The organism is Streptomyces sp. NPDC032721 (genome assembly GCF_055579625.1).
This window is the reverse complement of the sequence record NZ_JBVIMX010000024.1, coordinates 124,115-146,730: the sequence shown is the minus strand read 5'-3', so window position 1 is coordinate 146,730 and position 22,616 is coordinate 124,115. Positions and strand designations below refer to the sequence as shown.

The window sequence follows — 22,616 nt, the reverse complement described above, 5'->3', positions numbered from 1 at the left end:
TTTTTTTTTGCGGTCAACACTACCTCCCTCTTACGCATTGTGGGGGGGGTGGGGGGGGGGGGGGTTGGGGGGGCGTTTCTTGGCCCGGCTTTTTCCGGGACCCCGCCCCGTTCTCACACGTCCACTCTCATCAGTCGAAGAAGACGAGCTGCGCCTCCGACACCCCGTTCAGCTCGTACCGCGTCCCGGTCAGCGGTCGCCCCGCGAAGAGCCGCATCAGGGTCGGCGTGTCGCCCACATAGACCGCGTCCCCGCTGCCCGCGCCCAGCCGGACCGCCTCCCCCAGGTCCGTCAGCTCCGCCCGCAGCGCCGGGAACTTGCGTACGTACGTCAGCCGCGCCAGCAGCGGTACGGCGAGCGTGCCGCTGGCCCCGCCGTACGCGCCCTCCAGGCCCCACGCCTCCCGTACGTCCCCCGTGTGCACCCACTCCCCGAGCGCGATGCCGTCCAGCCGCCCGTCCTCCCGGGCGCCCATCACCGCGCCGGACTCCTGGTAGCCCTGCTCCAGCTCGTCGAGCAGCCGGGACAGCGGCCAGTCGGCGCGCTCGGCGATGTCGCGGTCGTTGGACTCGGGGGAGAAGACGTCCTTCTCGTAGCGCACTTCGAGCACCCGGTTCAGCGCCGCCGAGCAGTGGGCGACCACGTGCCGTACGGTCCACCCCGGACAACAGGTCCGCACCGCGAAGTCCTCGTCGGTGGCGCGGGACCTCAACAGGTCCAGGAACGGCTTGAGTTCGGAGTGGAGCAGTCGCTCCGGCAGGCCCGCATCGCGTATCGGTTCTGCGTGTTCCGCGTGTTCCTCATTCGTCGTCATACGGGCCAACGTACGGGCGAATCCGACCGCTCACTCCTCGATCGCAGTGTCCCGCGCCGCCTTCTCCCACGCCCGCACCTCCTCGCGCACCGCGTCCAGGTGACCGACCACCGCGTCCACCGCGTCTCCGCCCAACGGCAGCCGCAGCGGCGTCACTTCGGCGTCCAGCGCGTACAGAATCGCGCGGGCGGCCTTCGCCGGGTCGCCGGGCTGGACCCCGTTGCTCGACTCGATCATCTTGCGCGTCCCGCCGACGCTCTCCGCGTACGCCGCCGTCGGCTCGCTCGCGCTGAAGCCGCCGAACAGCCCCGTCCGGAAGGATCCCGGCTCGACCACGAGCACCTTGATCCCGTACGGCGCGACCTCGTCGGCGAGCGCCTCGCTCATCCCTTCCAGCGCGAACTTGGTGGCGCTGTACGCCCCGAAGCCCGCGAACGACATCTGCCCGCCCATGCTGCTGAGCTGCACGATCGCCCCGGAGCGGCGCTCGCGCATGTGCGGAAGTACGGCACGGACCAGGGCGGCGGGGCCGAAGAAGTGCACCTCGAACAGATCCCTCAGCTCCGCGTCGCCGGTCTCCTCCACAGCACCGACGTGCGTGCGCCCCGCGTTGTTGACCAGTACGTCGATCCGGCCGTGCCGGTCGATGACGTCGGCCACCGCCGCGTCGATCCCGGCGATGTCGGTGACGTCCAGGCGGGCCGCCTCGACCTGGCCGGGGTGGGCGGCGACCAGCCCGGCCAGGGTCTCGGTGCGCCGGGCCGTGGCGATCACGGTGTCCCCCGCCGCCACTGCCGCCTCGGTGATGGCACGCCCGAAGCCGCTTCCCGCGCCGGTGATCAGCCAGACCTTGTTCATGGTGTGGTTTCCCCTCCTCGGGCGGGTCCCGCTGCCGGTCCCGCGCTCTGCACTGATCCTCAGCCGCAGCCCCCTCCCCCGTCCAAGACCCTTCGTGATAGCCATCGGTTATGACCAGCCGGATAGACATCCACACCCGCGACCTCCACTACTTCCTCGCCGTGGCAAGGGAGTTGAGCTTTACGCGCGCCGCCGAGTCGCTGTACGTCTCCCAGCCCGCCCTGAGCAAGCAGATACGCCAGCTCGAACGCACCCTGGGCGCCCAGCTGTTCACCCGCGACCGCCGCAACGTGGCCCTTACCCCGGCGGGCGAGACGCTCCGCCCGTACGCCGAACAAACGCTTGCCTCCTGGCAGTTGGGTACGGCGGCCCTGGAGGCCCTGCGCACCTCCGCCGCCTCGCTGCTGCGCATCGGCATGAGCACCAGTCCGGGGCGGGGCGGGATGCTGCCCACGATCCGGTCGCGCTTCACCGCCGCGCACCCGACGACCACGCTCTCGCTGCGCCAGGTCGACTGGTCGGACCCGTCGGCGGGGCTGGCGGACGGGACGAGCGACGTGGCGTTCGTCTGGCTGCCGCTGCCCGACCCGTCGCGCTTCGCCCATCTGGTGCTCGCCGAGGAACCGAGACTGGTCGCGCTCCCGGCCGGCCACCCCCTGGCGGACCGCCCGTCCCTCGACTTCGAGGAGCTCCTCCCCGAACCCTTCCTCGCACTGCCCGCCTCGGCGGGACCCCTACGTGACTACTGGCTCGCGACGGACGCCCGCAACGGCGTCCCGCCCAGGATCGGCGCGGAGGTCGCGGGCCCCGACGAGACGTACGAAGCCCTGGTCGCGGGCCTGGGCGTGGTCCTGCTCGCCACCGGGAACGCCCCGCTGTTGCTGCGCGGCGAGGGCGACGTGGTGACGGTCCCGGTCCACGGCATCACCCCGTCCCGCTTCGCCCTGGCCTGGCGCAAGGACGACGTACGCCCGCTGGTCAGGGCGTACGCACGGGCGGCCAGGGAGTCCCGGGGCACGCGGGGCACCGGCGGCGCGGCAGACTAGCCGTATGACGAGCCGCCCGACGAGCCCCGCGCCGATGCCGTACGACGAAGCCGACCTGCTCCGCCGCTGGACGACCACCATCGCGGCGCTGCGCCAGGCCCCGGGCGTGGGCAGCGGACCGGGCGTGGACAGCGCCCCGGACACCGCCCCGGACCCGGCCCCCTACGCCGCGAACCTCCTCAGCCGCTGGTCAGAGCCCCAACGCCACTACCACACCCCCACCCACCTGGCAGCGGTCCTCACCCACCTGGACACCCTCGCCGACCACGCCGCCGACCCGGACCTGGTCCGGCTGGCCGCGTGGTTCCACGACGCGGTGTACCTCCCCGACCGGGACACCAACGAGGACCGCTCGGCCCGCCTCGCCGAGCGCGCGCTCCCCGAGCTGGGCCTCTCCCCGGCAGCGACGGCCGAGGTGGCCCGCCTGGTCCGGCTCACGGTCACCCACGACCCGGACGACGACGACACCAACGGCGAGGCCCTCTGCGACGCGGACCTGGCGATCCTGGCGGCACGCCCGGAGCCGTACGCGGCCTACGCGGCGGCGGTGCGCAGCGAGTACGCCTTCGTACCGGACGACGACTTCCGCAAGGGCCGGGCCGCCGTACTGGCCCAACTCCTCGCCCTGCCGCGCCTGTTCCGCACCCCGTACGGCACCAGGAACTGGGAGGAGCCCGCCCGCCGCAACCTCACCACCGAGCTGGACCTGCTGACACCGTAGGCATCTCAGCCGCCCATCGCGGCCCGCTCCTCCGCGCTGCGCAGCACACAGAACTCGTTGCCCTCTGGATCCGCGAAGACGACCCACCCGGTACCGTCCGGCTCGCGCCGGTCGTCGAGCAGGGTCGCCCCGAGCCCGAGATACCGGTCCACCTCGTCGTCCCGGCGCCCGTCGGGCTGGAGGCACAGGTGCACGGGGTTCTTGCCGCTCCGGCGCGCGGCCTCGGGCACCTCGGCGAAGTACAAGTGCATCCCGGTCGGCAGCCGGACGCTCGCGGTGGAGTCGCCGGGCTTGTCGAGCTCGTCCATCGGATGCCCGACGACGCGGCTCCAGAACGCGGCCAGTTCGTACGCGTTCCCGCAGTCGAAGGCCACGTTGAACACCATCGCACCCATCAGCCCCACCTTCCCGGTTATTACGGATCCCCCCTATTCTGCGGCGACTTGGTGATCCGCGCGCTGGTGCCTGCGCAGCAGTACGTTCATGTCGGTCTCCAGACTCCCGTCGAACTCGGCACGGGCCACTGCCCGCGCCACGTCCAGCTCGGCGCAGTCGGCGCAGCCATCGACCGGCTCAGGCGGGCGCAGGACGTCGACGAACGGCTCGCTCACAGGGCGCTCTCCGAACGGTGGTCGGCCACGCGGATCCCGGCGCTCAGCCGTTCCGCCAGGGTGGCTTCGCGCAGCCAGCCCGGCTCGGCCTGCCACTCCCGTCCGCCGCCCACCGGGCGCAGCATGGCGTACGGGCCCGCCTTGCCCCGGTACTCGGCGACGGCTTTCGCCACCTGGTCGTAGACGAGCGTTCCGGCCGGGTACGGCGACGCCGCCGGCCCCTGGTGTTCCGTGTGCATGGGCGCAACTCTCCTTCGCTTTCATGGCGTAACGAGCATTGCCTAGGGGCAGGGTCCGGATACCGGATACCGGCGGTGCTTCCGCCCGCTGCACGGCAACTTCCACACCTTCCACCTCCACGGAGGCCGCACGATGCCGACGAGACGAGTGGTCACCGGCCGGAGTCAGGAACCCCGACAACGCTTCGTCGAGGAGCTGCGTCGCCTGCGCGCCGAACGCGGCGAGTCGCTGCGCAAGCTGGGCGAGGTGCTGGGCTGGGACTGGTCGCTCTTCGGGAAGATGGAGAGCGGAGAGACGATCGGCGGACCGGAGGTCGTCCAAGCGCTGGACCAGCACTACGGGACACCCGGGCTGCTGCTCACGCTGTGGGAGCTCGCAATGGGAGACACCAGCCAGTTCCGGGAGCAGTACCGGCGGTACATGTCGCTCGAAGCGGAGGCTGTAAGCCTGTGGCACTACGCGGTCAGCGCTCCCCCGGGATTGCTACAGACTGAGGGGTACGCGCGTGCGTTCCTCAAGACGGGCGGCTTCGTCGGGGATGAGCTGAACAAGCAGGTCGAAGCCCGTACCGGCCGACGCGAACTGCTCGCTGGCGCGGATGCTCCGCACTTTCGCAGCATCCTGTCCGAGGCCGTGCTGCGCACACCGTTGAATGATGCGGGCGCCTGGCGCGAACAACTGGAGTACTTGGTCGAGGTGGCCGACCGGACCAATCTCGTCCTACAGGTACTCCCTCTGAACGTGGGACCCCAGGCTTTGCGGGACACGAGTGTGATGTTCCTGCGGCTGCCGGATGCCCGCACGGTGGCCTACGTCGAGAACTACATCCACGGTGAGCTGCTGGAGAGTTCGGCTCAGGTCGAGCGACTTCAGCGCGCGTATGATGCATTGCGTGACCTGGCCTTGTCCCCTTTGGAGTCACGGAAGTTCATCACGGACTTGCTGGAGGAAGCGCAGTGCGATTCATCGACCTGAGTGCGGCGGTGTGGCGCACAAGCTCGTACAGCAACGCGGATGGCGGGGAGTGCGTGGAAGTTGCTGACCACTTCCCGAGCATCGTCCCCATACGCGACAGTAAGGCGCCCGAGGGCCCCGCGCTCCTCATCGAGCCCGCCGCCTGGACGTCTTTCGTCAGCGCACTCAAGGACGACAACCTCGCCGCCTGAACTGCCCACCACCTGGAGGCAGCACGTGCGAACCATCGACCTGAGCGCCGCGACCTGGCGCAACAGCTCCTACAGCAACACCGACGGCGGCGAGTGCCTCGAAGTCGCCGACCACTTCCCCACCCTCGTCCCCGTACGCGACAGCAAGACCGCTCCGGACGGCCCCGCGCTCCTCATCGAGCCCGAGGCTTGGACGTCCTTCGTCGCTGCACTCAAGCACGGCTGAACACCCGCCAAACAGGAGCTCGTTGACCGGCCCTCGCCCACCCGGCGGGGGCCGTTCCCGTTGCCCGGCACCGGCGAGACTCGGGATTCGAGCGTCAAGACGCTTTCTCTAAGGAATGGATGGCGAAGTCTTACCCACCCCCCACCCGGCCCCCCAACTCACCTCACCCGCGCGCGAGATGGCTTTTCGTGACCGTGTCGCGACACACCGCTCCGAACGTGTACGGTGCGTCACAACAGACAGAACGACCCCCATGGGTGCGCCAACACCACACAGGGGTCTGACCACGCGAGATCGTCTCTTAGCAGGGATCCCTCATGGCTATGACGCAGCTTAGTCCTGCCCCCCACGCCCCCGCGCACCCCATGGCCGTCCCCGGCTTCGGGAAGAAGTCCGCGCCGGATCAACTCCCGCGCCACGCAACCGACTTCAGCCATCTCCCGTCCCGCGAAGCGGCCATCGCCGGGTACATCGACAGGTTGCCGGACGGCTCGGACATCAGTATCAAGACGCTGGCCAAGGAGATCGCCGCGTACGGCCAGACCGCGATCTCCACCACGCTCCGCAACCTCTCCGCCGCCGGTCACCTGCGCCGCTACCGCGAGCCGCTGTGGGAGGCGGGCGGCAGCGCGAAGTGGGTGCAGCGCACGTACTTCTCCCGGACGCAGCGTTCGGACGCCTGGTGGCAGTCCGCCGTGCGCGGCGAAACCACCGAGGACGCCGCCGAGGCCGCCCCGGAGACCCACGAGCAACGCGCGTACGAGACCCTCGCGCACCTCTCCCACCAGGTGCCGCAGCTGACCCTCTCCGCAAACGCCTGCCGCGAGCTGGCGCCGTACGCGGCGGAGTGGCTGCGGCGCGGGGCCTCGCCGGACCGGCTGCTGCGCGGGCTCGGGCAGATCGTCCCGCGCGTGGTGCACAGCCCCTTCGCGTTCGTACAGTCGAAGCTGATCAAGGAGCTGCCGCCGGAGCTGCCCGCGCCGAGGCAGGGCGTTCGGATCATGGAGTGCTCCGTGTGCGGCGTCCCCGGCGAGCCCGCCGCGCTGCCGGGCGGCCTGTGCCGCCCGTGCCGCAGCCAGCCGTACGTACGGGACACCCCGGGCCTGCCCGCCGACGTCGTACGCGGAAAGGCCAGCCGCATCCGCCACGACCTGCGGGAACGGGGGTGGGAACAGGGACGGGGACCCCGCTGAACCGGCCCTCAGTCGTCGACTGCGCCGGGGGCCAGCGCGGGGGCGGGGAAGACGTGGCGGGCCTCGCCGCCGGACCACCACACCCCGACGGCGAACACCGCTGCCGCCTCCAGCAGCGCCGCCCGGCCCAGCTCGCCGCACGGCAGCGGAGTGCAGCCCATCGACGTGATCAGCTCGCTCGTCAGGGCGGCGGTGGGCGGGGCGTCCGCACAGAAGGGCACGGCCAACGGTGCGCCCTCGAAGGCCGGTTGCGGCAGGGTCCAGATGCTCTCGTGGCAGATGCCGAACACCTTGGCGACCCGGGCGTCCGGCGCCGCCGCCGCGATGCGCGTGGCGACCGAGTCCGTGCCCCCGGCGGTGGACAGGACCGGGCCGTCACCGGAGGGCACCATCGGCACCGTGCAGTCGAAGACGGTCCGTCCGGCGAGGTCGGTGGCGAACTCCTTGGCCAGCTGCGGTGCGATCCCGGCCGGTACCGCGAGCAGTACGCCCTCGCCGTACCCGGCCGCCTCGGTGAGGCCGCCGTGTGCGGCGGCCCCGATGCGCTCCGCCGTCCTGGCGGCGGACGCCGTGTTCCGGCCGCCGACCATGACGTCGTGTCCGGCCCGCACCCAGGCCCCGCCCAGTGCCGCTGCCATGCCGCCCGTACCGAGAATGCCGATGCGCATCGTCGTCCTGCTCCCGTTCGCGTCGTGGAATGTCATGACCGGGACGCTAGGCCGGTCGATGCACACCACCTGGTACGCATCGGCCGGGGCAGGATGTCCGCATGGGACAGGTGGACGGGGCCAGGGACACGGCCGGGGACGACATGGGCGGGGATCCGTTCGCGGCGGACTGCCGGGCCAGGACCGCCTTCGAGGTACTGGCCAACCGCTGGGACAGCGTGGTCCTCTACGCACTCGGCGAGAACGGCCCGATGCGGCCCCGCGCCCTGCTGGCCCGGATCGGCGGGATCAGCCCCAAGGTGCTCAACGAGGCACTGCGGCGACTGGAGTACAACGGCCTGGTGGAGCGCCGCCGTTACGCCGAGGCCCCGCCCCGCGTCGACTACTCCCTCACCGGGGCCGGCACCGCCCTGCTCACCCCGATCCGCGCCCTCGGCGCCTGGGCGGCGGCCTACGGGGACGACGTACTCGCGGCACAGGAGCGTTTCCCCCGGCGCTAGGAGCCCCCGCCCACCCTCAGCAGCGCGTCCGTCAGCCGTCGGGCCGTCGACACGTCGCAGCGGCCCAGGTCGATCAGCGGCGCGGGCACCTCACGGGCGCAGGAGGCCGGGTCGAGGGCCAGGGAGGGGAGGTTGAGCCCGGCCCCGACGAGGGCGGCGCGCAGTGCGCGGATCGTTTCCTCGGCGGCGCGGATGTCGGGCTCGGGGGATTCCGTAGTCGTCATGATCCATATCTCTACCGTCCGTATGGTGCTTATGCATCAGTGGAGTTGAAAGCCTCGCCAAGTGGTTGATTTAGGTGACCCGCCAGTACGGGAATGGCAGGCTCCGAGCGCTTGTTGAACACTGCTATGCCCCCCTCCGATCAGCCCGCCGCTCCGCCGCGCGCCCGTGACCGTATGCCCCTCGCCGTCTACATGCTCGGCCTCGCCGTCTTCGCGCTCGGTACGAGCGAATTCATGCTCTCCGGGCTGCTGCCCCCGATAGCCGACGACATGGACGTCACGATCCCGCAGGCGGGGCTGCTCATATCCGCCTTCGCGATCGGCATGGTGATCGGTGCGCCGCTGCTCGCGGTGGCGACGCTGCGGCTGCCGAGGCGGACGACGCTGATCGCGCTGATCTCGGTGTTCGGGCTCGGCCAGGTGGCGGGCGCGCTGGCTCCCTCGTACGAGCTGCTCTTCGCCTCCCGCGTGGTGAGCGCGTTCGCGTGCGCGGGCTTCTGGGCGGTCGGCGCGGCCGTCGCCATCGCGATGGTGCCGGTGACGTCGCGGGCCAAGGCGATGGCGGTCATGATCGGCGGGCTGAGCATCGCGAACGTGCTGGGCGTGCCGCTCGGCGCGTTCCTCGGTGAGAACTTCGGCTGGCGTTCGGCGTTCTGGGCGGTGGGCGCGGCCTCCGCGATCGCCCTGGTCGGGGTCACCACGCTGATCCCCCGTATCCCGCTGCCCGACGAGCGCCCGCAGCTGAAGAAGGAGCTGAGCATCTACCGCGACCGCCAGGTCCTGGTCAGCGTCGTGATCACGGCCCTCGCGGCCGGCGGTGTCTTCTGCGCCTTCTCCTACCTGTCGCCGATCCTGACGGACGTGGCCGGGCTGGACTCGAAGTGGGTCCCGTGGATCCTGGGCCTCTTCGGCATCGGCGCGCTGATCGGTACGACGGTCGGCGGCATGATCGCGGACGCCCGCCCGTTCGGCGTCCTGATCGGCGGCATCAGCACCTCGACGGTGCTGCTGGCGGCCCTGGCCCTGTTCGGCTCGTCGGCGGCGGTCGCCATCGCCCTGTCCTTCGCGCTCGGCTTCTCCGCCTTCTTCACCGCACCGGCGCTGAACGCCCGGATGTTCAACGTGGCGGGAGCGGCCCCGACCCTCGCCGGAGCCACCACCACGGCCGCGTTCAACCTCGGCAACACGGGTGGCCCGTGGCTCGGCGGCACGGTGATCGACGCGGGCTGGGGCTTCTCGGCCACGGCGTGGGCGGGCGGGGCGATGACGGTGGTCGCGGTCGGCCTGGTCGTACTGTCCCTGCGCTGGCAGCGCACGGACAACGCGTCGCGGCTGGTGGCGAAGGGCGCGGGTGCGGGTGCGGGTGCGGGTGCGGGTGCGGGTGCAGGTGCGGGGAGTGCCGTACCGGCCCAGTCTTCGGCCTCCCCGCAGCCCCTCTCCCACCAGTAACGCCAGTAGCGCCAGTAACGGGCCCGGAGCGGACCTCAGTCCTCGATCGCCTGGTACGCCGTCGTCCAGAAGTCGTGGATGGCGTGGGCCGCGTTCGGGACCGTCATGCCGACCTGGGTGAGCAGCAGGCCGGTGAGGCCGGTCTCCGGGTCCGCGTAGGCGGAGGCGCCGCTGCCGCCGTCCCAGCCGAACTGGCCGACGGGCGCGTAGTCGCCCCGGTAGGTGCGCACCGCCATCCCGAAGCCCCAGCCGCCGTGCTGGCCCTGGCCGAAGGACAGGTGGACGTTGTCCTCGGCCATTGCCTTGCGGGCCGCCGTCTGCTCCGGCGAGAGGCGGTTGGTGGTCATCAGCTCGACGGCCGCGCGGGACAGGATCCGCTCGTCGCCGTGCTTGCCGCCGTTGAGCAGCATGGTGAAGTACGCGTGGAAGTCGTCGACGGTCGAGACCAGGCCACCGCCGCCGCCCTGGAACGCCGGCGGCCGGCTCCACCGGCCGCCCTTCGCCGCGTCCCACACGTGGAACTCGCCGGTCTGCGGGTCCGGTGCGTAGAGGTCGGGCAGCCGGTCGATCTTGTCGGCGGGGACGTGGAAGCCGGTGTCCTTCATGCCCAGCGGCTCGAAGATCCGCTCGCGCAGGAACTCCTCGTACGTCTTGCCGGTGACCCTGGCGACCAGCACGCTCAGCACGTCGTGGCTGATCTGGTACTGCCAGCGCTCGCCGGGGTGGGCCATCAGCGGCAGCGTGCCGAGGCGGCGCATCCACTCGTCCGGTCCCGGCATCGGCTCCGGGCCGTCGGGGGTGAGCCCGTTCTCGAAGATCGCGCCGAAGATCGGGGTGCCGATCGCCGTGATGTCCATGCCGAGGCCGAACGTCGAGGTCAGCAGGTCCCGTACGGTGATCGGCCGACGGGCGGGCTCGGTCTCGTCCAACGGACCGTCAAGACGCTTGAGCACCTGCCGGTCGGCGAGCTCGGGCAGCCACTCCTGGACCTGGTCGTCCAGCCGCAGCCTGCACTCGTCGAGCAGGACCATGGCGGCCGACATCGCGACCGGCTTGGACGTCGACGCCATCCGGAAGATCGTGTCCCGGGCCATCGCGGGACCGCCGTCGTGGCGCATCGTGCCGAGCGTCTCGACGTGCGTCTCGCCGCCCCGGCCGACCAGTGCGACGAGACCGGGGATCTTCCCGGAGTCGACGTGGCCCGCCAGTACGTCGTGCATCCTGCGCAGACCCGCTTCGGAGAAGCTGCCGTTGCCGTTGCCGTTGCCGTTGCCGTTGCCGTTGCCGTTGCCGCCCATGGTGAATCCCCCTCGTGAAGGTTCAGCAAGTACTGAACGAGCACGAAGCTACATTGCGTTTATGAATCGGTCAACGATGAATACGCAAGCAACCGCCTGCAACCTGGGGGATACAGAGCCATTCATTGCAATGGGCTTGCGAGTTAACGCAAAGGTGGTCGCGGGTCGCGTTGCAATGGGGTGCGGGGAAACGCAGCGCCCCGACAGCCCTCGGGCCTACCCCGCGAACTTCCGCCGCCGCAGCCCGGCCGCCGTGATCCGCCGCACCAGTTCCTTGCTGCCGATCTCCACCGCCCCGGCCGCCACCGCGTCCCCGTACCGCTCGGCGGGGATGTCGTAGTGGTCGCGCTCGAAGGCGCGCGGCGGGGCGCCGATCCGGGCCGCGAACGCGTGCAGTTCCTCGTACGACACATCGCTGACCAGGTGCGACCACATCCGGCCGTGGCCCGGCCAGGTCGGCGGGTCTATGTAGAGGGTCACGGGCGCAGACCGCCGACCGGGGCCACCGCCACCACCTGCTTGGTGCACACCCAGTGCGGGTCGGCACCCAGCTCGGGCTCGACCTCCAGTGCGTGCGGGCCGTCCTCGCAGACCGGGCACAGCGGCCAGCGGCCGTAGTCCTCCAGGAGAGCGTCCTGCACGTCCTGGGCGATCAGTCCGACGACGAACTCGACGCCCTCGGGCCACTGCTCCACCCACCACCTGCGATGCACCACCGCGTCCTCGACGAGGGACACGATCTGCGCCTCGGCCACATCGCGGGCCGCGAGGTCGGCCATCACCAGGGCGCGGGCGGTGTGCAGGGCCTGCTCAAGACGGCCGGTGGGGTCACTGTGCTCCATGCGCCCCATTGTCCCGCGACTCACCTCGTCCGGGACTTTGGGCCTCTTGACCGAACCCCTGCCTGAAAATACCTTTCAGGTGTGAGCAAAGCAGTGAAGGAAACTTCCAGTCCCCTTTCGCCGACCGCCAAGGTCCAGGCCCCGGCCCCCGCCGCCCTGGCCGCCAAGGTCCGTACCCTCGCCCCTTCCATGACCCGCTCCATGCAGCGCGTCGCGGAGGCCGTCGCGGGCGACCCGGCGGGCTGCGCCGCCCTGACCGTGACCGGTCTCGCCGAGCTCACCGGCACCAGTGAGGCGACCGTCGTACGGACCTCCCGCCTGCTGGGGTACCCGGGATACCGGGACCTCCGCCTCGCCCTCGCCGGACTGGCCGCGCACCAGGAGTCGGGCCGGGCCCCCGCCGTCACGGCGGACATCGCGGTCGACGACCCGATCGCCGACGTCGTCACCAAGCTGGCGCACGACGAACAGCAGACCCTCGCCGACACGGCAGCCGGTCTCGACACCGTCCAACTGGGCGCGGCCGTGGCCGCGTTGGCGACCGCGAGGCGCGTCGACATCTACGGGATCGGCGCCTCATCGCTGGTCGGTATGGACCTCGCCCAGAAGCTCCTGCGGATCGGCGTCATCGCCCACTCCCACACCGACCCGCACCTCGCCGTCACCAACGCGGTGCAGCTGCGCGCGGGCGACGTCGCCGTCGCGATCACCCACTCCGGCGCCACCAGCGACGTCATCGAACCCTTCCGGGTCGCCTTCGAGCACGGGGCGACGACGGTCGCCATCACCGGCCGCCCGGGCGCCCCCGTCGTCCAGTACGCCGACCACATACTGACCACCTCCACCGCGCGCGAGAGCGAACTGCGCCCGGCCGCGATGTCCAGCAGGACCAGTCAACTCCTCGTGGTGGACTGCCTGTTCGTGGGCGTCGCCCAGCGCACGTACGACACGGCGGCGCCCGCCCTGGCCGCCTCGTACGAAGCCCTGGCCCACCGGCACGACCACCGCCAGGACCCGCGCGCCGCGCGCTGATCCGGCCCCGTAACCCCCGCCCGTACCCTCCCCCGCCCCGTACCACCAGAGAGAGCCGCGCCCTGATGACTGCCACCGACGACCAGACCTACGGTGAACTCCGCGCCCAGCTCGCCACGTTGACCACCGAGGCCTTCCGCCCCGAGCTCGCCGAGATCGACCAGCTGCCCACCGCCGAGCTGGCCGCCCTGATGAACGGCGAGGACGCCACCGTGCCCGCCGCTGTCGCCGCGAAGCTCCCGCAGATCGCCGCCGCCATCGACGGCATCGCGGACCGCATGTCGCGCGGCGGCCGGCTGATCTACGCCGGTGCCGGTACGGCGGGACGCCTCGGCGTGCTGGACGCCAGCGAGTGCCCGCCCACCTTCAACACCGACCCCAGCGAGGTCGTCGGGCTCATCGCGGGCGGCCCCTCCGCCATGGTCAAGGCCGTCGAGGGCGCCGAGGACAGCAAGGAGCTGGCCCGCGAGGACCTGGACGCGCTGAAGCTCACCGCCGACGACACCGTCATCGGCATCTCCGCCTCGGGACGCACCCCGTACGCCATCGGCGCCGTCGAGCACGCCCGCAGCCTGGGCGCGCTCACCGCGGGCCTGTCCTGCAACGCGGACAGCGCGCTGGCCGCCGCCGCCGACCACGGCATCGAGGTCGTCGTGGGCCCCGAACTCCTCACCGGATCCACCCGGTTGAAGTCGGGCACCGCCCAGAAGCTGGTGCTCAACATGATCTCGACGATCACCATGATCCGGCTCGGCAAGACCTACGGAAACCTCATGGTCGACGTCCGCGCCTCCAACGAGAAGCTGCGCGCCCGCTCGCGGCGCATCGTCGGCCTCGCCACCGGCGCGGCCGACGCGGAGATCGAGGCCGCCCTCGCCGCCACCGACGGGGAGGTGAAGAACGCGATCCTGGTGATCCTCGGCGACGTCGAGGGCCCCGATGCCAAGGCCCTGCTCGATGACGCGCACGGCCACCTGCGCGCCGCCCTGACGGCCGCCCGCACCCGCACCTCCACCGCCTGACGGCGGACTCCCCCACCCCCCGCACAGCAAGGCCACGCACCATGAGCACCACGGAAAACAAGAACCGCGCCACCGCAGCCGCGATCCTTCCGCTCGTCGGAGGCGCCGACAACGTAGAGACGGCCGCCCACTGCATGACCCGCCTCCGGCTGGGTCTGCGCGACCGCTCACTCGTCCAGGACGAGGCGCTGAAGGCGCTGCCCGCCGTGATGGGCGTGGTCGAGGACGACACGTACCAGATCGTGCTGGGGCCGGGGACGGTCGCCCGCGTCACCCCGGAGTTCGAAAAACTGATCGAGGAACAGAAAAGCACGGGCACGCCCGCCGCGGGGGACGCCCCGGACCACACCCCCTCCGCCGAGGAGCTGGCAGCTCAGGGCGCCGCGATCAAGGCCGCCCAGAAGGCCAAGAACGCCACCCCGTTCAAGCTGTTCCTGCGCCGCGTCGCGAACATCTTCGTACCCCTGATCCCGGCCCTGATCGGCTGCGGCATCATCGCCGGACTCAACGGCCTGCTCATCAACCTGGGCTGGCTGCCGGGCATCACCCCGGCCCTGGCCGCCATCGCCTCCGGCTTCATGGCACTGATCGCCGTCTTCGTCGGCTTCAACACGGCGAAGGAGTTCGGCGGTACGCCGATCCTGGGCGGCGCGGTCGCCTCCATCATCGTCTTCGCGGGCGTCGCCAAGATCGACGTCTTCGGCCAGACCCTCTCCCCCGGCCAGGGCGGTGTGCTCGGCGCGCTGGGCGCGGCGGTCCTCGCCGTGTACATCGAGAAGTGGTGCCGTCGCTGGGTCCCCGAATCCCTCGACGTGCTGGTCACCCCGACCCTGACCGTCCTGATCTCCGGCCTGGTCACCATCTTCGGCCTGATGTTCGTCGCCGGTGAGATCTCCACCGCCATCGGTACGGGCGCGGACTGGCTGCTCGCCCACACCGGCGCCTTCGCGGGCCTGGTCCTCGGCGGCTTCTTCCTCCCGCTGGTCATGCTCGGCCTGCACCAGGCCCTGATCCCCATCCACACCACCCTCATCGAGCAGCAGGGCTTCACCGTCCTGCTCCCGATCCTGGCGATGGCGGGCGCGGGCCAGGTCGGCTGCGCGGTTGCGGTGTTCATGCGCCTGAAGAACAACCACTCCCTCCGCAAGACCATCAAGTCCGCCCTCCCGGCCGGCATCCTGGGCGTCGGCGAGCCGCTCATCTACGGTGTCTCGCTCCCGCTCGGCCGCCCCTTCATCACGGCGTGCGCGGGCGGCGCCGCGGGCGGCGCGTTCGTCGGCCTCTTCTCGATGCTCGGCGACAAGGTCGGCTCGACGGCCATCGGCCCGTCCGGCTGGGCCCTGTTCCCGCTCCTCCAGGGCAACCACGGCCTGGGCACCACGATCGCCGTCTACGCGGGCGGCCTGTTCGTCGGCTACGCGGTCGGCTTCCTCGCCACGTACTACTTCGGCTTCACCAAGTCGATGCTGACGGAACTGAACGCCCCGGCAGCGGACGCGGCAATGGCCCCGATCGCAGGCTCCACACCCCCCACGGACCCCGCAGACACACCGAAACAGCCCGCCGGAGTCTGACGCCACCACACCGAACGCACCGCACACACGAACGCCCGAGGGCGGTACCCCCCTGTGAAGGGAAGTACCGCCCTCGGTTCGTGCGAAGGACTGGCGATCAGCCGGAGGGGCCGATCAGAAGTCCATGTCACCGCCCGGCATGCCACCCGGGGCGGCAGCGCCGGCCTTCTCGGGCTTGTCGGCGATGACGGCCTCGGTGGTGAGGAACAGCGCGGCGATGGAGGCGGCGTTCTGCAGGGCAGAGCGCGTGACCTTCGCCGGGTCGAGGATGCCCTCGGCGATCATGTCCACGTACTCGCCGGTCGCGGCGTTCAGGCCGTGACCGATCGGGAGGTTGCGGACCTTCTCGACGACGACGCCACCCTCAAGACCACCGTTGACGGCGATCTGCTTGAGCGGGGCCTCCAGCGCGAGCTTCACGGCGTTGGCGCCGGTCGCCTCGTCGCCCGTGAGCTCCAGCTTCTCGAAGACGGCCGAGGCCTGGAGGAGGGCGACGCCACCACCGGCGACGATGCCCTCTTCGACGGCGGCCTTCGCGTTGCGAACGGCGTCCTCGATGCGGTGCTTGCGCTCCTTGAGCTCGACCTCGGTGGCGGCACCGGCCTTGATGACGGCCACGCCGCCGGCCAGCTTCGCCAGGCGCTCCTGGAGCTTCTCGCGGTCGTAGTCCGAGTCGCTGTTCTCGATCTCGGCACGGATCTGGTTCACGCGACCGGCGACCTGGTCGCTGTCACCGGCACCGTCGACGATGGTCGTCTCGTCCTTGGTGATGACGACCTTGCGGGCGCGGCCGAGCAGGTCGAGACCGGCGTTCTCCAGCTTGAGGCCGACCTCTTCGGAGATGACCGTGCCGCCCGTGAGGATGGCGATGTCGTTCAGCATGGCCTTGCGGCGGTCGCCGAAGCCCGGGGCCTTGACGGCGACGGACTTGAAGGTGCCGCGGATCTTGTTCACGACCAGGGTGGAGAGCGCCTCGCCCTCGACGTCCTCGGCGATGATCAGCAGGGGCTTGCCCGACTGCATGACCTTCTCCAGCAGCGGAAGGAGGTCCTTCACGTTGCCGATCTTCGAGTTGACGATCAGGATGTACGGGTCGTCGAGAGCCGACTCCATGCGCTCCATGTCGGTCGCGAAGTACGCCGAGATGTAGCCCTTGTCGAAGCGCATGCCCTCGGTGAGCTCAAGCTCCAGGCCGAAGGTCTGCGACTCCTCGACCGTGATGACGCCTTCCTTGCCGACCTTGTCCATCGCCTCGGCGATGAGCTCGCCGATCTGGGTGTCGGCGGCGGAGATGGAGGCCGTCGAAGCGATCTGCTCCTTGGTCTCGACATCCTTCGCCTGCTCCAGGAGTGCGGCGGAGACGGCCTCGACGGCCTTCTCGATGCCACGCTTCAGGGCCATCGGGTTGGCACCCGCGGCGACGTTGCGGAGGCCCTCACGGACCAGCGCCTGCGCGAGGACGGTCGCGGTCGTCGTGCCGTCACCGGCGACGTCGTCCGTCTTCTTCGCGACCTCCTTGACGAGCTCGGCGCCGATCTTCTCGTACGGGTCCTCCAGCTCGATTTCCTTCGCGATGGAGACACCGTCGTTGGTGATCGTGGGGGCGCCCCACTTCTTCTCAAGGACGACGTTGCGGCCCTTGGGGCCAAGGGTGACCTTGACGGCGTCGGCGAGCTGGTTCATGCCACGCTCGAGGCCGCGCCGGGCCTCCTCGTCGAACGCGATGATCTTGGCCATGTGAAGTGGTCCTCCCAGGACGGGGTGGATTTCTCCGGACCGGGGGTTCGCTGCCCGCGACGGACGGCCCGAAAGGCGGAGGATTCCTTACCCCCGACCCCGTGGGCCTCACCGAACCTGGTCCAAGTTCTGTCACTCTCACTGGGAGAGTGCTAACGCCAATGATTAGCACTCGGCATGGGCGAGTGCAAGCGGCTACCACAGATCCCGGCCCGCACGGACCCCCGTACGCCAAACGCACCAAGGGCCCGTACCCCTGTGAGGGGACACGGACCCTAGGTGCGTGAGTGCTTACACAAGTCGCTGAAGTGTGCGTCGGTGGCCGATCGCGCCGAGATCAGACGGCGAGCTTGACCATGTCCGCCTGCGGACCCTTCTGGCCCTGCGAGATCTCGAACTCGACTCGCTGACCTTCTTCAAGGGTGCGGTAGCCGTCCATCTGAATCGCGCTGTAGTGGACGAAAACATCCGCACCACCGTCGACCGCGATGAAGCCGTACCCCTTCTCCGCGTTGAACCACTTGACGGTGCCCTGAGCCATGCCTAACTCCCCTATTACTGGCCCTTGCGCGAGGCCGCACTTCGCGACCCCGGGTCAGACCCCACCCGCCGACAGGAACGCGGTGGATGTGCGCCGTAGCGCGTCGACCGCGGCTGAATGTATCCGCCCAACTGCCCTCTGCAACAGGTCAATTGGACGAGAATTCTGGGCAGGCTCGAAAGGCCGGAACGGTCAACTGCCCGGATTCCAGGGCAAGTCGGGCCGGACATAATGTGCGATTCGGCAACAAAAGGCTCGAACTCGCAAGCCCCATCTTGTCGCGTTCTCATATGCACGGGGCACGGGCGAGCGGAGGGGCTTCCCCTACTCTACCTCTTTCAACCATGCAGAATTGCCCCCTCCGCTTGTGAGCGGAGGGGGCAACTTGGGTTAACGAGGGGCGCGTTGGGGACGGTCTCCCGCCCCCTGTGCGCTTCCGCGGAAGCGGTTCTCAGCCGCCGGCGACGGCCGGGATGATCGAGATGCCGGCGCCGTCCGGAGTGGCCGTCTCCAGGCCGCTCTCGAAGCGCACGTCGTCGTCGTTCACGTAGACGTTCACGAAGCGGCGCAGCTTGCCCTGGTCGTCCAGGACGCGGGCGGCGATGCCGGTGTGGTTCTTCTCCAGGTCGGCGATGACCTCCGCGAGGGTCGCGCCCTCGGCGGCGACCTCGGACTCACCGCCCGTGTACGTACGGAGGATGGTGGGGATGCGGACCTTGACGCTCATGGTGTTTCTGCCTTCCGTTACGGGGGTGATTCAGCGTGCCAGGCCGGCGTCGCGGAACGCGTCCAGGTTCGGCCGGATGGTCGCGGTCGGACCCGTGGTCGGGGCCACCGCGTCGAGGGTCTTCAGGCCGTCGCCGGTGTTGAGCACCACGGTGGTCAGGGCCGGGTCGATGAGGCCGTTCTCGATCAGCTTCTTCGTGACGCCCACCGTCACACCGCCCGCGGTCTCCGCGAAGATGCCCTCGGTGCGCGCGAGCAGCTTGACCGCCTCGACGACCTGCTCGTCGTTCACGTCCTCCACCGCGCCACCGGTCCGGCGGGCGATGTCCAGGACGTACGGGCCGTCCGCCGGGTTGCCGATGGCCAGCGACTTGGCGATGGTGTTCGGCTTCTGCGGGCGCACCACGTCCGTGCCGGCCTTGAAGGCCACGGACACCGGCGAGCAGCCTTCCGCCTGGGCGCCGAAGATCTTGTAGGGCTTGTCCTCGACCAGGCCGAGCTTGATCAGCTCCTGGAGGCCCTTGTCGATCTTCGTGAGCTGGGAGCCCGAGGCGATCGGGATGACGAGCTGGTCGGGCAGCTGCCAGCCGAGCTGCTCGCAGATCTCGTACGCCAGCGTCTTGGATCCCTCGCCGTAGTACGGCCGCAGGTTCACGTTGACGAAGCCCCAGCCCTCGCCCAGCGGGTCGCCGATGAGCTCGGAGCAGAAGCGGTTCACGTCGTCGTAGTTGCCCTCGATGGCGACGAGCTCGCCACCGTAGACGGCGGCAGAGACGACCTTGCCCTGCTCCAGGTCGTGCGGGATGAACACGCAGGAGCGGAAGCCGGCCCGGGCCGCCGCGGCGCCGACGGCGCCCGCGAGGTTGCCGGTCGAGGAGCAGGAGAGCGTGGTGAACCCGAAGGCGCGGGCGGCCTCCAGGGCCTGCGCGACGACGCGGTCCTTGAAGGAGTGCGTCGGGTTGCCGGAGTCGTCCTTGACGAACAACTTGCCCGGCTCGACGCCGAGTTCACGCGCGAGGTTGTCGGCCTTGACCAGCTTGGTCCAGCCGGGGGCGATGTTGGGCTTGTCGGCGACGTCGGCGGGGACGGGCAGCAGCGGCGCGTAGCGCCAGATGTTCTGCGGGCCCGCTTCGATCTGCTTGCGCAGCGCTTCGGGGTCGCCCAGGGGCAGGTCGTACGCGACTTCCAGCGGGCCGAAACACAGCTCGCAGGCGAAGATCGGGCCGAGCGCGAAACGCTCGCCGCACTCGCGGCAGGACAGCGCGGCGGCGGGGCCGAGGTCCACGGAGGTGGTGGTTGCGGTGGTCTGCACAGCCATGATGGCGAGGTCCTTCCTCATCTTCCCCGTGACGGCTTTCGCCACGAGACGGAATTGGCACCTTCCGGACCTGACCTCGCGGTCGGTCGGGGGGTTGCCGGGACTTCAACGGGCCGTTTCCCTCTGTCCCTCTGGATGAGCGCTATGACTCCGGGCGCCCGCGTGAGCGGCCCGGGTATTTGTGCGCGGCACCGACCCCGACATGCGACGGTCGTCCGCGTTGTTCAAGACTGTAACCGAACCCCCGGGCGCTTGAGACAGCCGTCCGGACCGCGAGATGGATCACAGAGTCGGGAGTGACGGGCGTGCTGGAAGAGGTGGAGCGCTGGCTGGGCACGCGGTCCTGGACCGCCGCCGACCGCCCGCTGGACCGGCTGCTCGCCGCGAAGGCGGCCCGCGCCCAGAGTGTCAGCGTCGTCCTGCCCGCCCTGAACGAGGAGGCGACGGTCGGCCGGATCGTGGCCGATATCCGACGGGACCTGATGGGCCCGGAGGCCGGGGGCGGGGGCGTCCCCCTGGTGGACGAACTGGTGGTGATCGACTCCGGCTCGACCGACGGCACGGCGCGGGCGGCGGCCGGGGCGGGCGCCCGGGTGGTCCACCGGGACGACGTCCTCCCGCGCCTCCCCGCGGTACCCGGCAAGGGCGAGGTGCTGTGGCGGTCACTGCTGGTCACACGGGGTGACGTGGTGTGCTTCGTGGACGCGGACCTGGTGGACTTCGACTCCTCGTTCGTGTCCGGGATCGTCGGCCCGCTGCTGACCGAGCCGGACGTCCAGTTCGTGAAGGCCACCTACGACCGTCCGCTGGGCGCGGCGGCGGGCCAGGGCGGCCGGGTCACCGAGCTGATGGCGCGCCCCCTGCTCAACCTCCACTGGCCCCAACTGGCCGGATTCGTACAGCCGTTGGGCGGCGAGTACGCGGCCCGCCGCAGCCTCCTGGAGCGGCTGCCCTTCCCCGTCGGGTACGGGGTCGAGCTCGGCCTGCTCATCGACTCGCTGCACACCGTCGGCCTCAATGCCCTCGCCCAGGTCGACGTGGGCGTCCGCAAACACCGCCACCAGGACGGCCAGGCCCTGGGCCGGATGGCCGCCTCCATCTACCGTACGGCCCAACTCCGGCTCTCCCGAGGCCACTTGATCCGCCCGTCACTCACCCAGTTCGAGCGGCAGGACGGCACCTTCGTGCCCCGTACACACCCTGTGGACACGGAGGAGCGGCCGCCGATGCGCGAGATCCGGGAGTACGCGGCCCGCCACGCGGCGTAGGGCGATCCCGGCGGAGCGGGCCCTCGGCCACGTTTGAGGGAAACCGGGACGGGCTAGGTTTCGCCACATGACTGCCCCGGATTCCCCGCCTCCCCCGACCAGCATCCCCGCCCCCCGGATCCTCGTCGCGTCCAACCGAGGACCGGTCTCGTACACGCTCGACGACGAGACCGGTTCCCTCGACGCGAAGAGGGGCGGGGGCGGACTCGTCTCCGGACTCAGCGCGGTCGGCGCCGAGGGCCAGGACGCCCTGTGGGTGTGCGCGGCCCTGGGCGACGGCGACCGGGAGGCGGTCCGGCGCGGGGTCGGGGAGCCCGGGGTGCGGATGCTCGACATCGACCCGGCCACGCACTCCGCCGCGTACAACGGCATCGCGAACTCGGTCCTCTGGTTCGTCCACCACCTGCTCTACCAGACCCCGCTGGAGCCCGCCTTCGACGCGGATTTCCGCCGCCAGTGGGCATCGTACGAGACCTACAACCGCGCCTTCGCCGAGGCGCTCGCCGAGGCCGCCGCCCCCGGGGCCGCCGTCCTCGTGCAGGACTACCACCTCTGCCTGGTCCCCGGAATGCTCCGCGAGCTCCGCCCCGACCTGCGCATCGGCCACTTCTCGCACACCCCGTGGGCCCCGGTCGACTACTTCCGGCTGCTCCCCGACGACATCGCCCGCCAACTCGTCGGCGGCATCCTCGGCGCGGACCGGGCCGCCTTCCTGACCCGCAGGTGGGCCGACGCGTTCACGGCGTGCGCGCTCGACCTGCTCGGCGAGGAGGCCCTCGACGGCAAGCGGATCGGGGTGCACGGGCTCGGCGCCGACGCCGACTTCCTGCGCGAGCGCTCCCACCGCGACGACGTCGAGGAGCGGATGACCGCCCTCCGCGACCAGATCGGCACCGGCCCCGAAGGCCTCCCCCGCCGGACCGTGGTCCGCGTCGACCGCACGGAGCTCTCCAAGAACATCGTGCGCGGCCTCCTCGCGTACGAGCACCTGCTCGCCACCCGCCCCGAGTGGCGGGAGCGGGTCGTGCACCTCGCCTTCGCGTACCCCTCCCGGCAGGACCTGGCGGTCTACCGCGACTACACCGCGGCCGTCCAGCAGGCCGCCGAGCGCATCAACGCCACGTACGGCACCCCGGACTGGACCCCGGTCCTGCTCCACGTCAAGGACGACTTCGCCCGCTCCCTGGCCGCCTACCGGCTGGCCGACGTGGCCCTGGTCAACCCGATCCGCGACGGCATGAACCTGGTCGCCAAGGAGGTGCCGGTGGTCTCCGACGACGGCTGCGCGCTGGTGCTGTCCCGGGAGGCGGGGGCGTACGAGGAACTGGGCGAGGACGCCGTCACGGTCAACCCGTACGACGTCACGGGCACGGCGGACGCGCTGCACGAGGCGCTGACGATGGAGCCGGCCGAGCGCGCGGAACGCACCAAGCGGCTGGCCGCTGCGGCCACGGCGCTGCCGCCGCAGCAGTGGTTCCTGGAGCAGCTGGAGGCGCTGCGCGCGTGAGGGAGGACGAAAACGGCCCGGGGCCCGGAACTCTG

The 22,616-nt window shown here is 70.6% G+C and carries 27 protein-coding genes and 1 riboswitch; of the genes, 13 read left to right on the top strand and 14 right to left on the bottom strand.

The features are described from left to right. Positions 1 to 130: 130 nt before the first annotated feature. Both ACZ5PB_RS37155 and ACZ5PB_RS37150 read right to left on the bottom strand, forming a co-directional pair. Positions 131 to 814, bottom strand: a complete 684-nt coding sequence (locus tag ACZ5PB_RS37155) for a maleylpyruvate isomerase family mycothiol-dependent enzyme (protein ID WP_468697457.1) — start codon at positions 812 to 814, stop codon at positions 131 to 133. A gap of 30 nt (positions 815 to 844) precedes the next feature. Further along, entirely contained in the window at positions 845 to 1,672 is an 828-nt protein-coding gene (locus tag ACZ5PB_RS37150; protein ID WP_468697456.1) for an oxidoreductase, read from the bottom strand. A 110-nt stretch (positions 1,673 to 1,782) separates the two neighbouring features. Between ACZ5PB_RS37150 and ACZ5PB_RS37145 the strand changes: the two genes are divergently transcribed. Then, complete coding sequence (locus tag ACZ5PB_RS37145; RefSeq protein WP_468697455.1) at positions 1,783 to 2,718, top strand: LysR family transcriptional regulator; 936 nt, start codon at positions 1,783 to 1,785, stop codon at positions 2,716 to 2,718. Between the two features lie 4 nt (positions 2,719 to 2,722). Next, positions 2,723 to 3,439, top strand: a complete 717-nt coding sequence (locus tag ACZ5PB_RS37140; protein WP_468697454.1) for an HD domain-containing protein — start codon at positions 2,723 to 2,725, stop codon at positions 3,437 to 3,439. 5 nt (positions 3,440 to 3,444) lie between these two features. Here ACZ5PB_RS37140 and ACZ5PB_RS37135 read toward each other — a convergent pair whose 3' ends face one another. The 3 genes from ACZ5PB_RS37135 to ACZ5PB_RS37125 are packed head-to-tail and all read right to left on the bottom strand — an operon-like array spanning position 3,445 to position 4,289. Continuing rightward, on the bottom strand, positions 3,445 to 3,834 hold the full coding sequence (locus tag ACZ5PB_RS37135) for a VOC family protein (protein WP_468697452.1): 390 nt from the start codon (positions 3,832 to 3,834) through the stop codon (positions 3,445 to 3,447). A gap of 33 nt (positions 3,835 to 3,867) precedes the next feature. Then, positions 3,868 to 4,050, bottom strand: coding sequence for a hypothetical protein (locus ACZ5PB_RS37130; protein WP_468697450.1), 183 nt, complete (start codon positions 4,048 to 4,050; stop codon positions 3,868 to 3,870). After that, complete coding sequence (locus ACZ5PB_RS37125; protein WP_468697448.1) at positions 4,047 to 4,289, bottom strand: hypothetical protein; 243 nt, start codon at positions 4,287 to 4,289, stop codon at positions 4,047 to 4,049. Before ACZ5PB_RS37125 ends, ACZ5PB_RS37130 begins: the two co-directional genes overlap by 4 nt. A 133-nt stretch (positions 4,290 to 4,422) precedes the next feature. On the opposite strand from ACZ5PB_RS37125, the gene ACZ5PB_RS37120 reads away from it, so the two are divergent. The 4 genes from ACZ5PB_RS37120 (at position 4,423) to ACZ5PB_RS37105 (ending at position 6,875) form a co-directional block, all read left to right on the top strand. Then, positions 4,423 to 5,265, top strand: coding sequence for a helix-turn-helix domain-containing protein (locus ACZ5PB_RS37120; RefSeq protein WP_468697446.1), 843 nt, complete (start codon positions 4,423 to 4,425; stop codon positions 5,263 to 5,265). Next, a complete protein-coding gene (locus ACZ5PB_RS37115; RefSeq protein WP_468697444.1) occupies positions 5,247 to 5,456 on the top strand; it encodes a DUF397 domain-containing protein in 210 nt (69 codons plus the stop codon). The genes ACZ5PB_RS37120 and ACZ5PB_RS37115 overlap by 19 nt, the downstream gene beginning before the upstream one ends. 25 nt (positions 5,457 to 5,481) lie before the next feature. Further along, positions 5,482 to 5,682, top strand: coding sequence for a DUF397 domain-containing protein (locus ACZ5PB_RS37110; protein ID WP_468697442.1), 201 nt, complete (start codon positions 5,482 to 5,484; stop codon positions 5,680 to 5,682). A gap of 317 nt (positions 5,683 to 5,999) precedes the next feature. Further along, the gene (locus ACZ5PB_RS37105) at positions 6,000 to 6,875 is read left to right on the top strand and encodes a hypothetical protein (protein WP_468697440.1); all 876 of its coding nucleotides are present in this window, start codon (positions 6,000 to 6,002) and stop codon (positions 6,873 to 6,875) included. Between the two features lie 8 nt (positions 6,876 to 6,883). Here the strand turns inward: ACZ5PB_RS37105 and ACZ5PB_RS37100 are convergent, their stop codons facing one another. Further along, positions 6,884 to 7,579: an NADPH-dependent F420 reductase gene (locus tag ACZ5PB_RS37100; RefSeq protein WP_468697438.1), complete on the bottom strand. Its 696-nt coding sequence runs from the start codon at positions 7,577 to 7,579 to the stop codon at positions 6,884 to 6,886. Positions 7,580 to 7,644: 65 nt separating this feature from the next. Between ACZ5PB_RS37100 and ACZ5PB_RS37095 the strand changes: the two genes are divergently transcribed. Continuing rightward, positions 7,645 to 8,043, top strand: a complete 399-nt coding sequence (locus ACZ5PB_RS37095) for a winged helix-turn-helix transcriptional regulator (RefSeq protein ID WP_468697437.1) — start codon at positions 7,645 to 7,647, stop codon at positions 8,041 to 8,043. Here the strand turns inward: ACZ5PB_RS37095 and ACZ5PB_RS37090 are convergent. Then, positions 8,040 to 8,267, bottom strand: a complete 228-nt coding sequence (locus ACZ5PB_RS37090) for a hypothetical protein (protein WP_468697435.1) — start codon at positions 8,265 to 8,267, stop codon at positions 8,040 to 8,042. The two genes, ACZ5PB_RS37095 and ACZ5PB_RS37090, sit on opposite strands and share 4 nt — an antisense overlap. Before the next feature lie 174 nt (positions 8,268 to 8,441). On the opposite strand from ACZ5PB_RS37090, the gene ACZ5PB_RS37085 reads away from it, so the two are divergent. Further along, positions 8,442 to 9,716 (top strand): Cmx/CmrA family chloramphenicol efflux MFS transporter, encoded by a 1,275-nt coding sequence (locus ACZ5PB_RS37085; protein WP_468697465.1) that lies wholly within the window; start codon positions 8,442 to 8,444, stop codon positions 9,714 to 9,716. Positions 9,717 to 9,751: 35 nt separating this feature from the next. Here ACZ5PB_RS37085 and ACZ5PB_RS37080 read toward each other — a convergent pair whose 3' ends face one another. The 3 genes from ACZ5PB_RS37080 to ACZ5PB_RS37070 form a co-directional block, all read right to left on the bottom strand. Beyond that, positions 9,752 to 11,014, bottom strand: a complete 1,263-nt coding sequence (locus ACZ5PB_RS37080) for a serine hydrolase domain-containing protein (protein WP_468697433.1) — start codon at positions 11,012 to 11,014, stop codon at positions 9,752 to 9,754. 216 nt (positions 11,015 to 11,230) lie between these two features. After that, positions 11,231 to 11,494 (bottom strand): DUF4031 domain-containing protein, encoded by a 264-nt coding sequence (locus ACZ5PB_RS37075; RefSeq protein WP_468697431.1) that lies wholly within the window; start codon positions 11,492 to 11,494, stop codon positions 11,231 to 11,233. Then, on the bottom strand, positions 11,491 to 11,856 hold the full coding sequence (locus ACZ5PB_RS37070; RefSeq protein ID WP_468697429.1) for a hypothetical protein: 366 nt from the start codon (positions 11,854 to 11,856) through the stop codon (positions 11,491 to 11,493). The genes ACZ5PB_RS37075 and ACZ5PB_RS37070 overlap by 4 nt, the downstream gene beginning before the upstream one ends. A gap of 81 nt (positions 11,857 to 11,937) precedes the next feature. Here ACZ5PB_RS37070 and ACZ5PB_RS37065 point away from each other — a divergent pair, with 81 nt between their 5' ends. The 3 genes from ACZ5PB_RS37065 (at position 11,938) to ACZ5PB_RS37055 (ending at position 15,484) form a co-directional block, all read left to right on the top strand. Beyond that, the gene (locus ACZ5PB_RS37065) at positions 11,938 to 12,888 is read left to right on the top strand and encodes a MurR/RpiR family transcriptional regulator (protein WP_468697427.1); all 951 of its coding nucleotides are present in this window, start codon (positions 11,938 to 11,940) and stop codon (positions 12,886 to 12,888) included. A 65-nt stretch (positions 12,889 to 12,953) separates the two neighbouring features. Next, complete coding sequence (murQ, locus tag ACZ5PB_RS37060) at positions 12,954 to 13,910, top strand: N-acetylmuramic acid 6-phosphate etherase (RefSeq protein WP_468697425.1); 957 nt, start codon at positions 12,954 to 12,956, stop codon at positions 13,908 to 13,910. A gap of 41 nt (positions 13,911 to 13,951) precedes the next feature. Then, complete coding sequence (locus ACZ5PB_RS37055; protein ID WP_468697424.1) at positions 13,952 to 15,484, top strand: PTS transporter subunit EIIC; 1,533 nt, start codon at positions 13,952 to 13,954, stop codon at positions 15,482 to 15,484. 114 nt (positions 15,485 to 15,598) lie between these two features. Here the strand turns inward: ACZ5PB_RS37055 and groL are convergent, their stop codons facing one another. The 4 genes from groL to thrC all read right to left on the bottom strand — a co-directional run bounded on the left by groL (position 15,599) and on the right by thrC (position 19,806). Then, positions 15,599 to 17,221, bottom strand: a complete 1,623-nt coding sequence (gene groL / locus ACZ5PB_RS37050; protein ID WP_468697421.1) for a chaperonin GroEL — start codon at positions 17,219 to 17,221, stop codon at positions 15,599 to 15,601. 337 nt (positions 17,222 to 17,558) lie between these two features. Then, positions 17,559 to 17,762 carry a cold-shock protein gene (locus ACZ5PB_RS37045; protein WP_005315736.1) on the bottom strand — a complete coding sequence of 68 codons (204 nt, stop codon included), beginning with the start codon at positions 17,760 to 17,762 and terminating at the stop codon, positions 17,559 to 17,561. Between the two features lie 451 nt (positions 17,763 to 18,213). Continuing rightward, positions 18,214 to 18,489, bottom strand: a complete 276-nt coding sequence (locus ACZ5PB_RS37040; protein ID WP_468697420.1) for a MoaD/ThiS family protein — start codon at positions 18,487 to 18,489, stop codon at positions 18,214 to 18,216. 30 nt (positions 18,490 to 18,519) lie between these two features. Beyond that, complete coding sequence (gene thrC, locus ACZ5PB_RS37035) at positions 18,520 to 19,806, bottom strand: threonine synthase (RefSeq protein ID WP_468697419.1); 1,287 nt, start codon at positions 19,804 to 19,806, stop codon at positions 18,520 to 18,522. Between the two features lie 14 nt (positions 19,807 to 19,820). Next, positions 19,821 to 19,948: riboswitch (SAM riboswitch) on the bottom strand. 163 nt (positions 19,949 to 20,111) lie between these two features. Between thrC and ACZ5PB_RS37030 the strand changes: the two genes are divergently transcribed. Both ACZ5PB_RS37030 and ACZ5PB_RS37025 read left to right on the top strand, forming a co-directional pair. Continuing rightward, the gene (locus ACZ5PB_RS37030) at positions 20,112 to 21,074 is read left to right on the top strand and encodes a glucosyl-3-phosphoglycerate synthase (RefSeq protein WP_468697417.1); all 963 of its coding nucleotides are present in this window, start codon (positions 20,112 to 20,114) and stop codon (positions 21,072 to 21,074) included. 67 nt (positions 21,075 to 21,141) lie between these two features. After that, positions 21,142 to 22,581, top strand: coding sequence for an alpha,alpha-trehalose-phosphate synthase (UDP-forming) (locus ACZ5PB_RS37025; protein ID WP_468697416.1), 1,440 nt, complete (start codon positions 21,142 to 21,144; stop codon positions 22,579 to 22,581). The last annotated feature ends 35 nt before the right edge of the window (positions 22,582 to 22,616 follow it).

Excerpts from the sequence above, each read along its gene's own strand:
- ACZ5PB_RS37070 (WP_468697429.1), bottom strand. The coding sequence starts at position 11,856 with ATGGAGCACAGTGACCCCACCGGCCGTCTTGAGCAGGCCCTGCACACC.
- ACZ5PB_RS37045 (WP_005315736.1), bottom strand. The coding sequence starts at position 17,762 with ATGGCTCAGGGCACCGTCAAGTGGTTCAACGCGGAGAAGGGGTACGGC.
- murQ (WP_468697425.1), top strand. The coding sequence starts at position 12,954 with ATGACTGCCACCGACGACCAGACCTACGGTGAACTCCGCGCCCAGCTC.
- ACZ5PB_RS37120 (WP_468697446.1), top strand. The coding sequence starts at position 4,423 with ATGCCGACGAGACGAGTGGTCACCGGCCGGAGTCAGGAACCCCGACAA.
- groL (WP_468697421.1), bottom strand. The coding sequence starts at position 17,221 with ATGGCCAAGATCATCGCGTTCGACGAGGAGGCCCGGCGCGGCCTCGAG.
- ACZ5PB_RS37025 (WP_468697416.1), top strand. The coding sequence starts at position 21,142 with ATGACTGCCCCGGATTCCCCGCCTCCCCCGACCAGCATCCCCGCCCCC.
- ACZ5PB_RS37080 (WP_468697433.1), bottom strand. The coding sequence starts at position 11,014 with ATGGGCGGCAACGGCAACGGCAACGGCAACGGCAACGGCAACGGCAAC.
- ACZ5PB_RS37125 (WP_468697448.1), bottom strand. The coding sequence starts at position 4,289 with ATGCACACGGAACACCAGGGGCCGGCGGCGTCGCCGTACCCGGCCGGA.
- ACZ5PB_RS37100 (WP_468697438.1), bottom strand. The coding sequence starts at position 7,579 with ATGACATTCCACGACGCGAACGGGAGCAGGACGACGATGCGCATCGGC.
- thrC (WP_468697419.1), bottom strand. The coding sequence starts at position 19,806 with ATGGCTGTGCAGACCACCGCAACCACCACCTCCGTGGACCTCGGCCCC.
- ACZ5PB_RS37090 (WP_468697435.1), bottom strand. The coding sequence starts at position 8,267 with ATGACGACTACGGAATCCCCCGAGCCCGACATCCGCGCCGCCGAGGAA.
- ACZ5PB_RS37135 (WP_468697452.1), bottom strand. The coding sequence starts at position 3,834 with ATGGGTGCGATGGTGTTCAACGTGGCCTTCGACTGCGGGAACGCGTAC.
- ACZ5PB_RS37040 (WP_468697420.1), bottom strand. The coding sequence starts at position 18,489 with ATGAGCGTCAAGGTCCGCATCCCCACCATCCTCCGTACGTACACGGGC.
- ACZ5PB_RS37140 (WP_468697454.1), top strand. The coding sequence starts at position 2,723 with ATGACGAGCCGCCCGACGAGCCCCGCGCCGATGCCGTACGACGAAGCC.
- ACZ5PB_RS37150 (WP_468697456.1), bottom strand. The coding sequence starts at position 1,672 with ATGAACAAGGTCTGGCTGATCACCGGCGCGGGAAGCGGCTTCGGGCGT.
- ACZ5PB_RS37155 (WP_468697457.1), bottom strand. The coding sequence starts at position 814 with ATGACGACGAATGAGGAACACGCGGAACACGCAGAACCGATACGCGAT.
- ACZ5PB_RS37145 (WP_468697455.1), top strand. The coding sequence starts at position 1,783 with ATGACCAGCCGGATAGACATCCACACCCGCGACCTCCACTACTTCCTC.
- ACZ5PB_RS37095 (WP_468697437.1), top strand. The coding sequence starts at position 7,645 with ATGGGACAGGTGGACGGGGCCAGGGACACGGCCGGGGACGACATGGGC.
- ACZ5PB_RS37055 (WP_468697424.1), top strand. The coding sequence starts at position 13,952 with ATGAGCACCACGGAAAACAAGAACCGCGCCACCGCAGCCGCGATCCTT.
- ACZ5PB_RS37105 (WP_468697440.1), top strand. The coding sequence starts at position 6,000 with ATGGCTATGACGCAGCTTAGTCCTGCCCCCCACGCCCCCGCGCACCCC.
- ACZ5PB_RS37085 (WP_468697465.1), top strand. The coding sequence starts at position 8,442 with ATGCCCCTCGCCGTCTACATGCTCGGCCTCGCCGTCTTCGCGCTCGGT.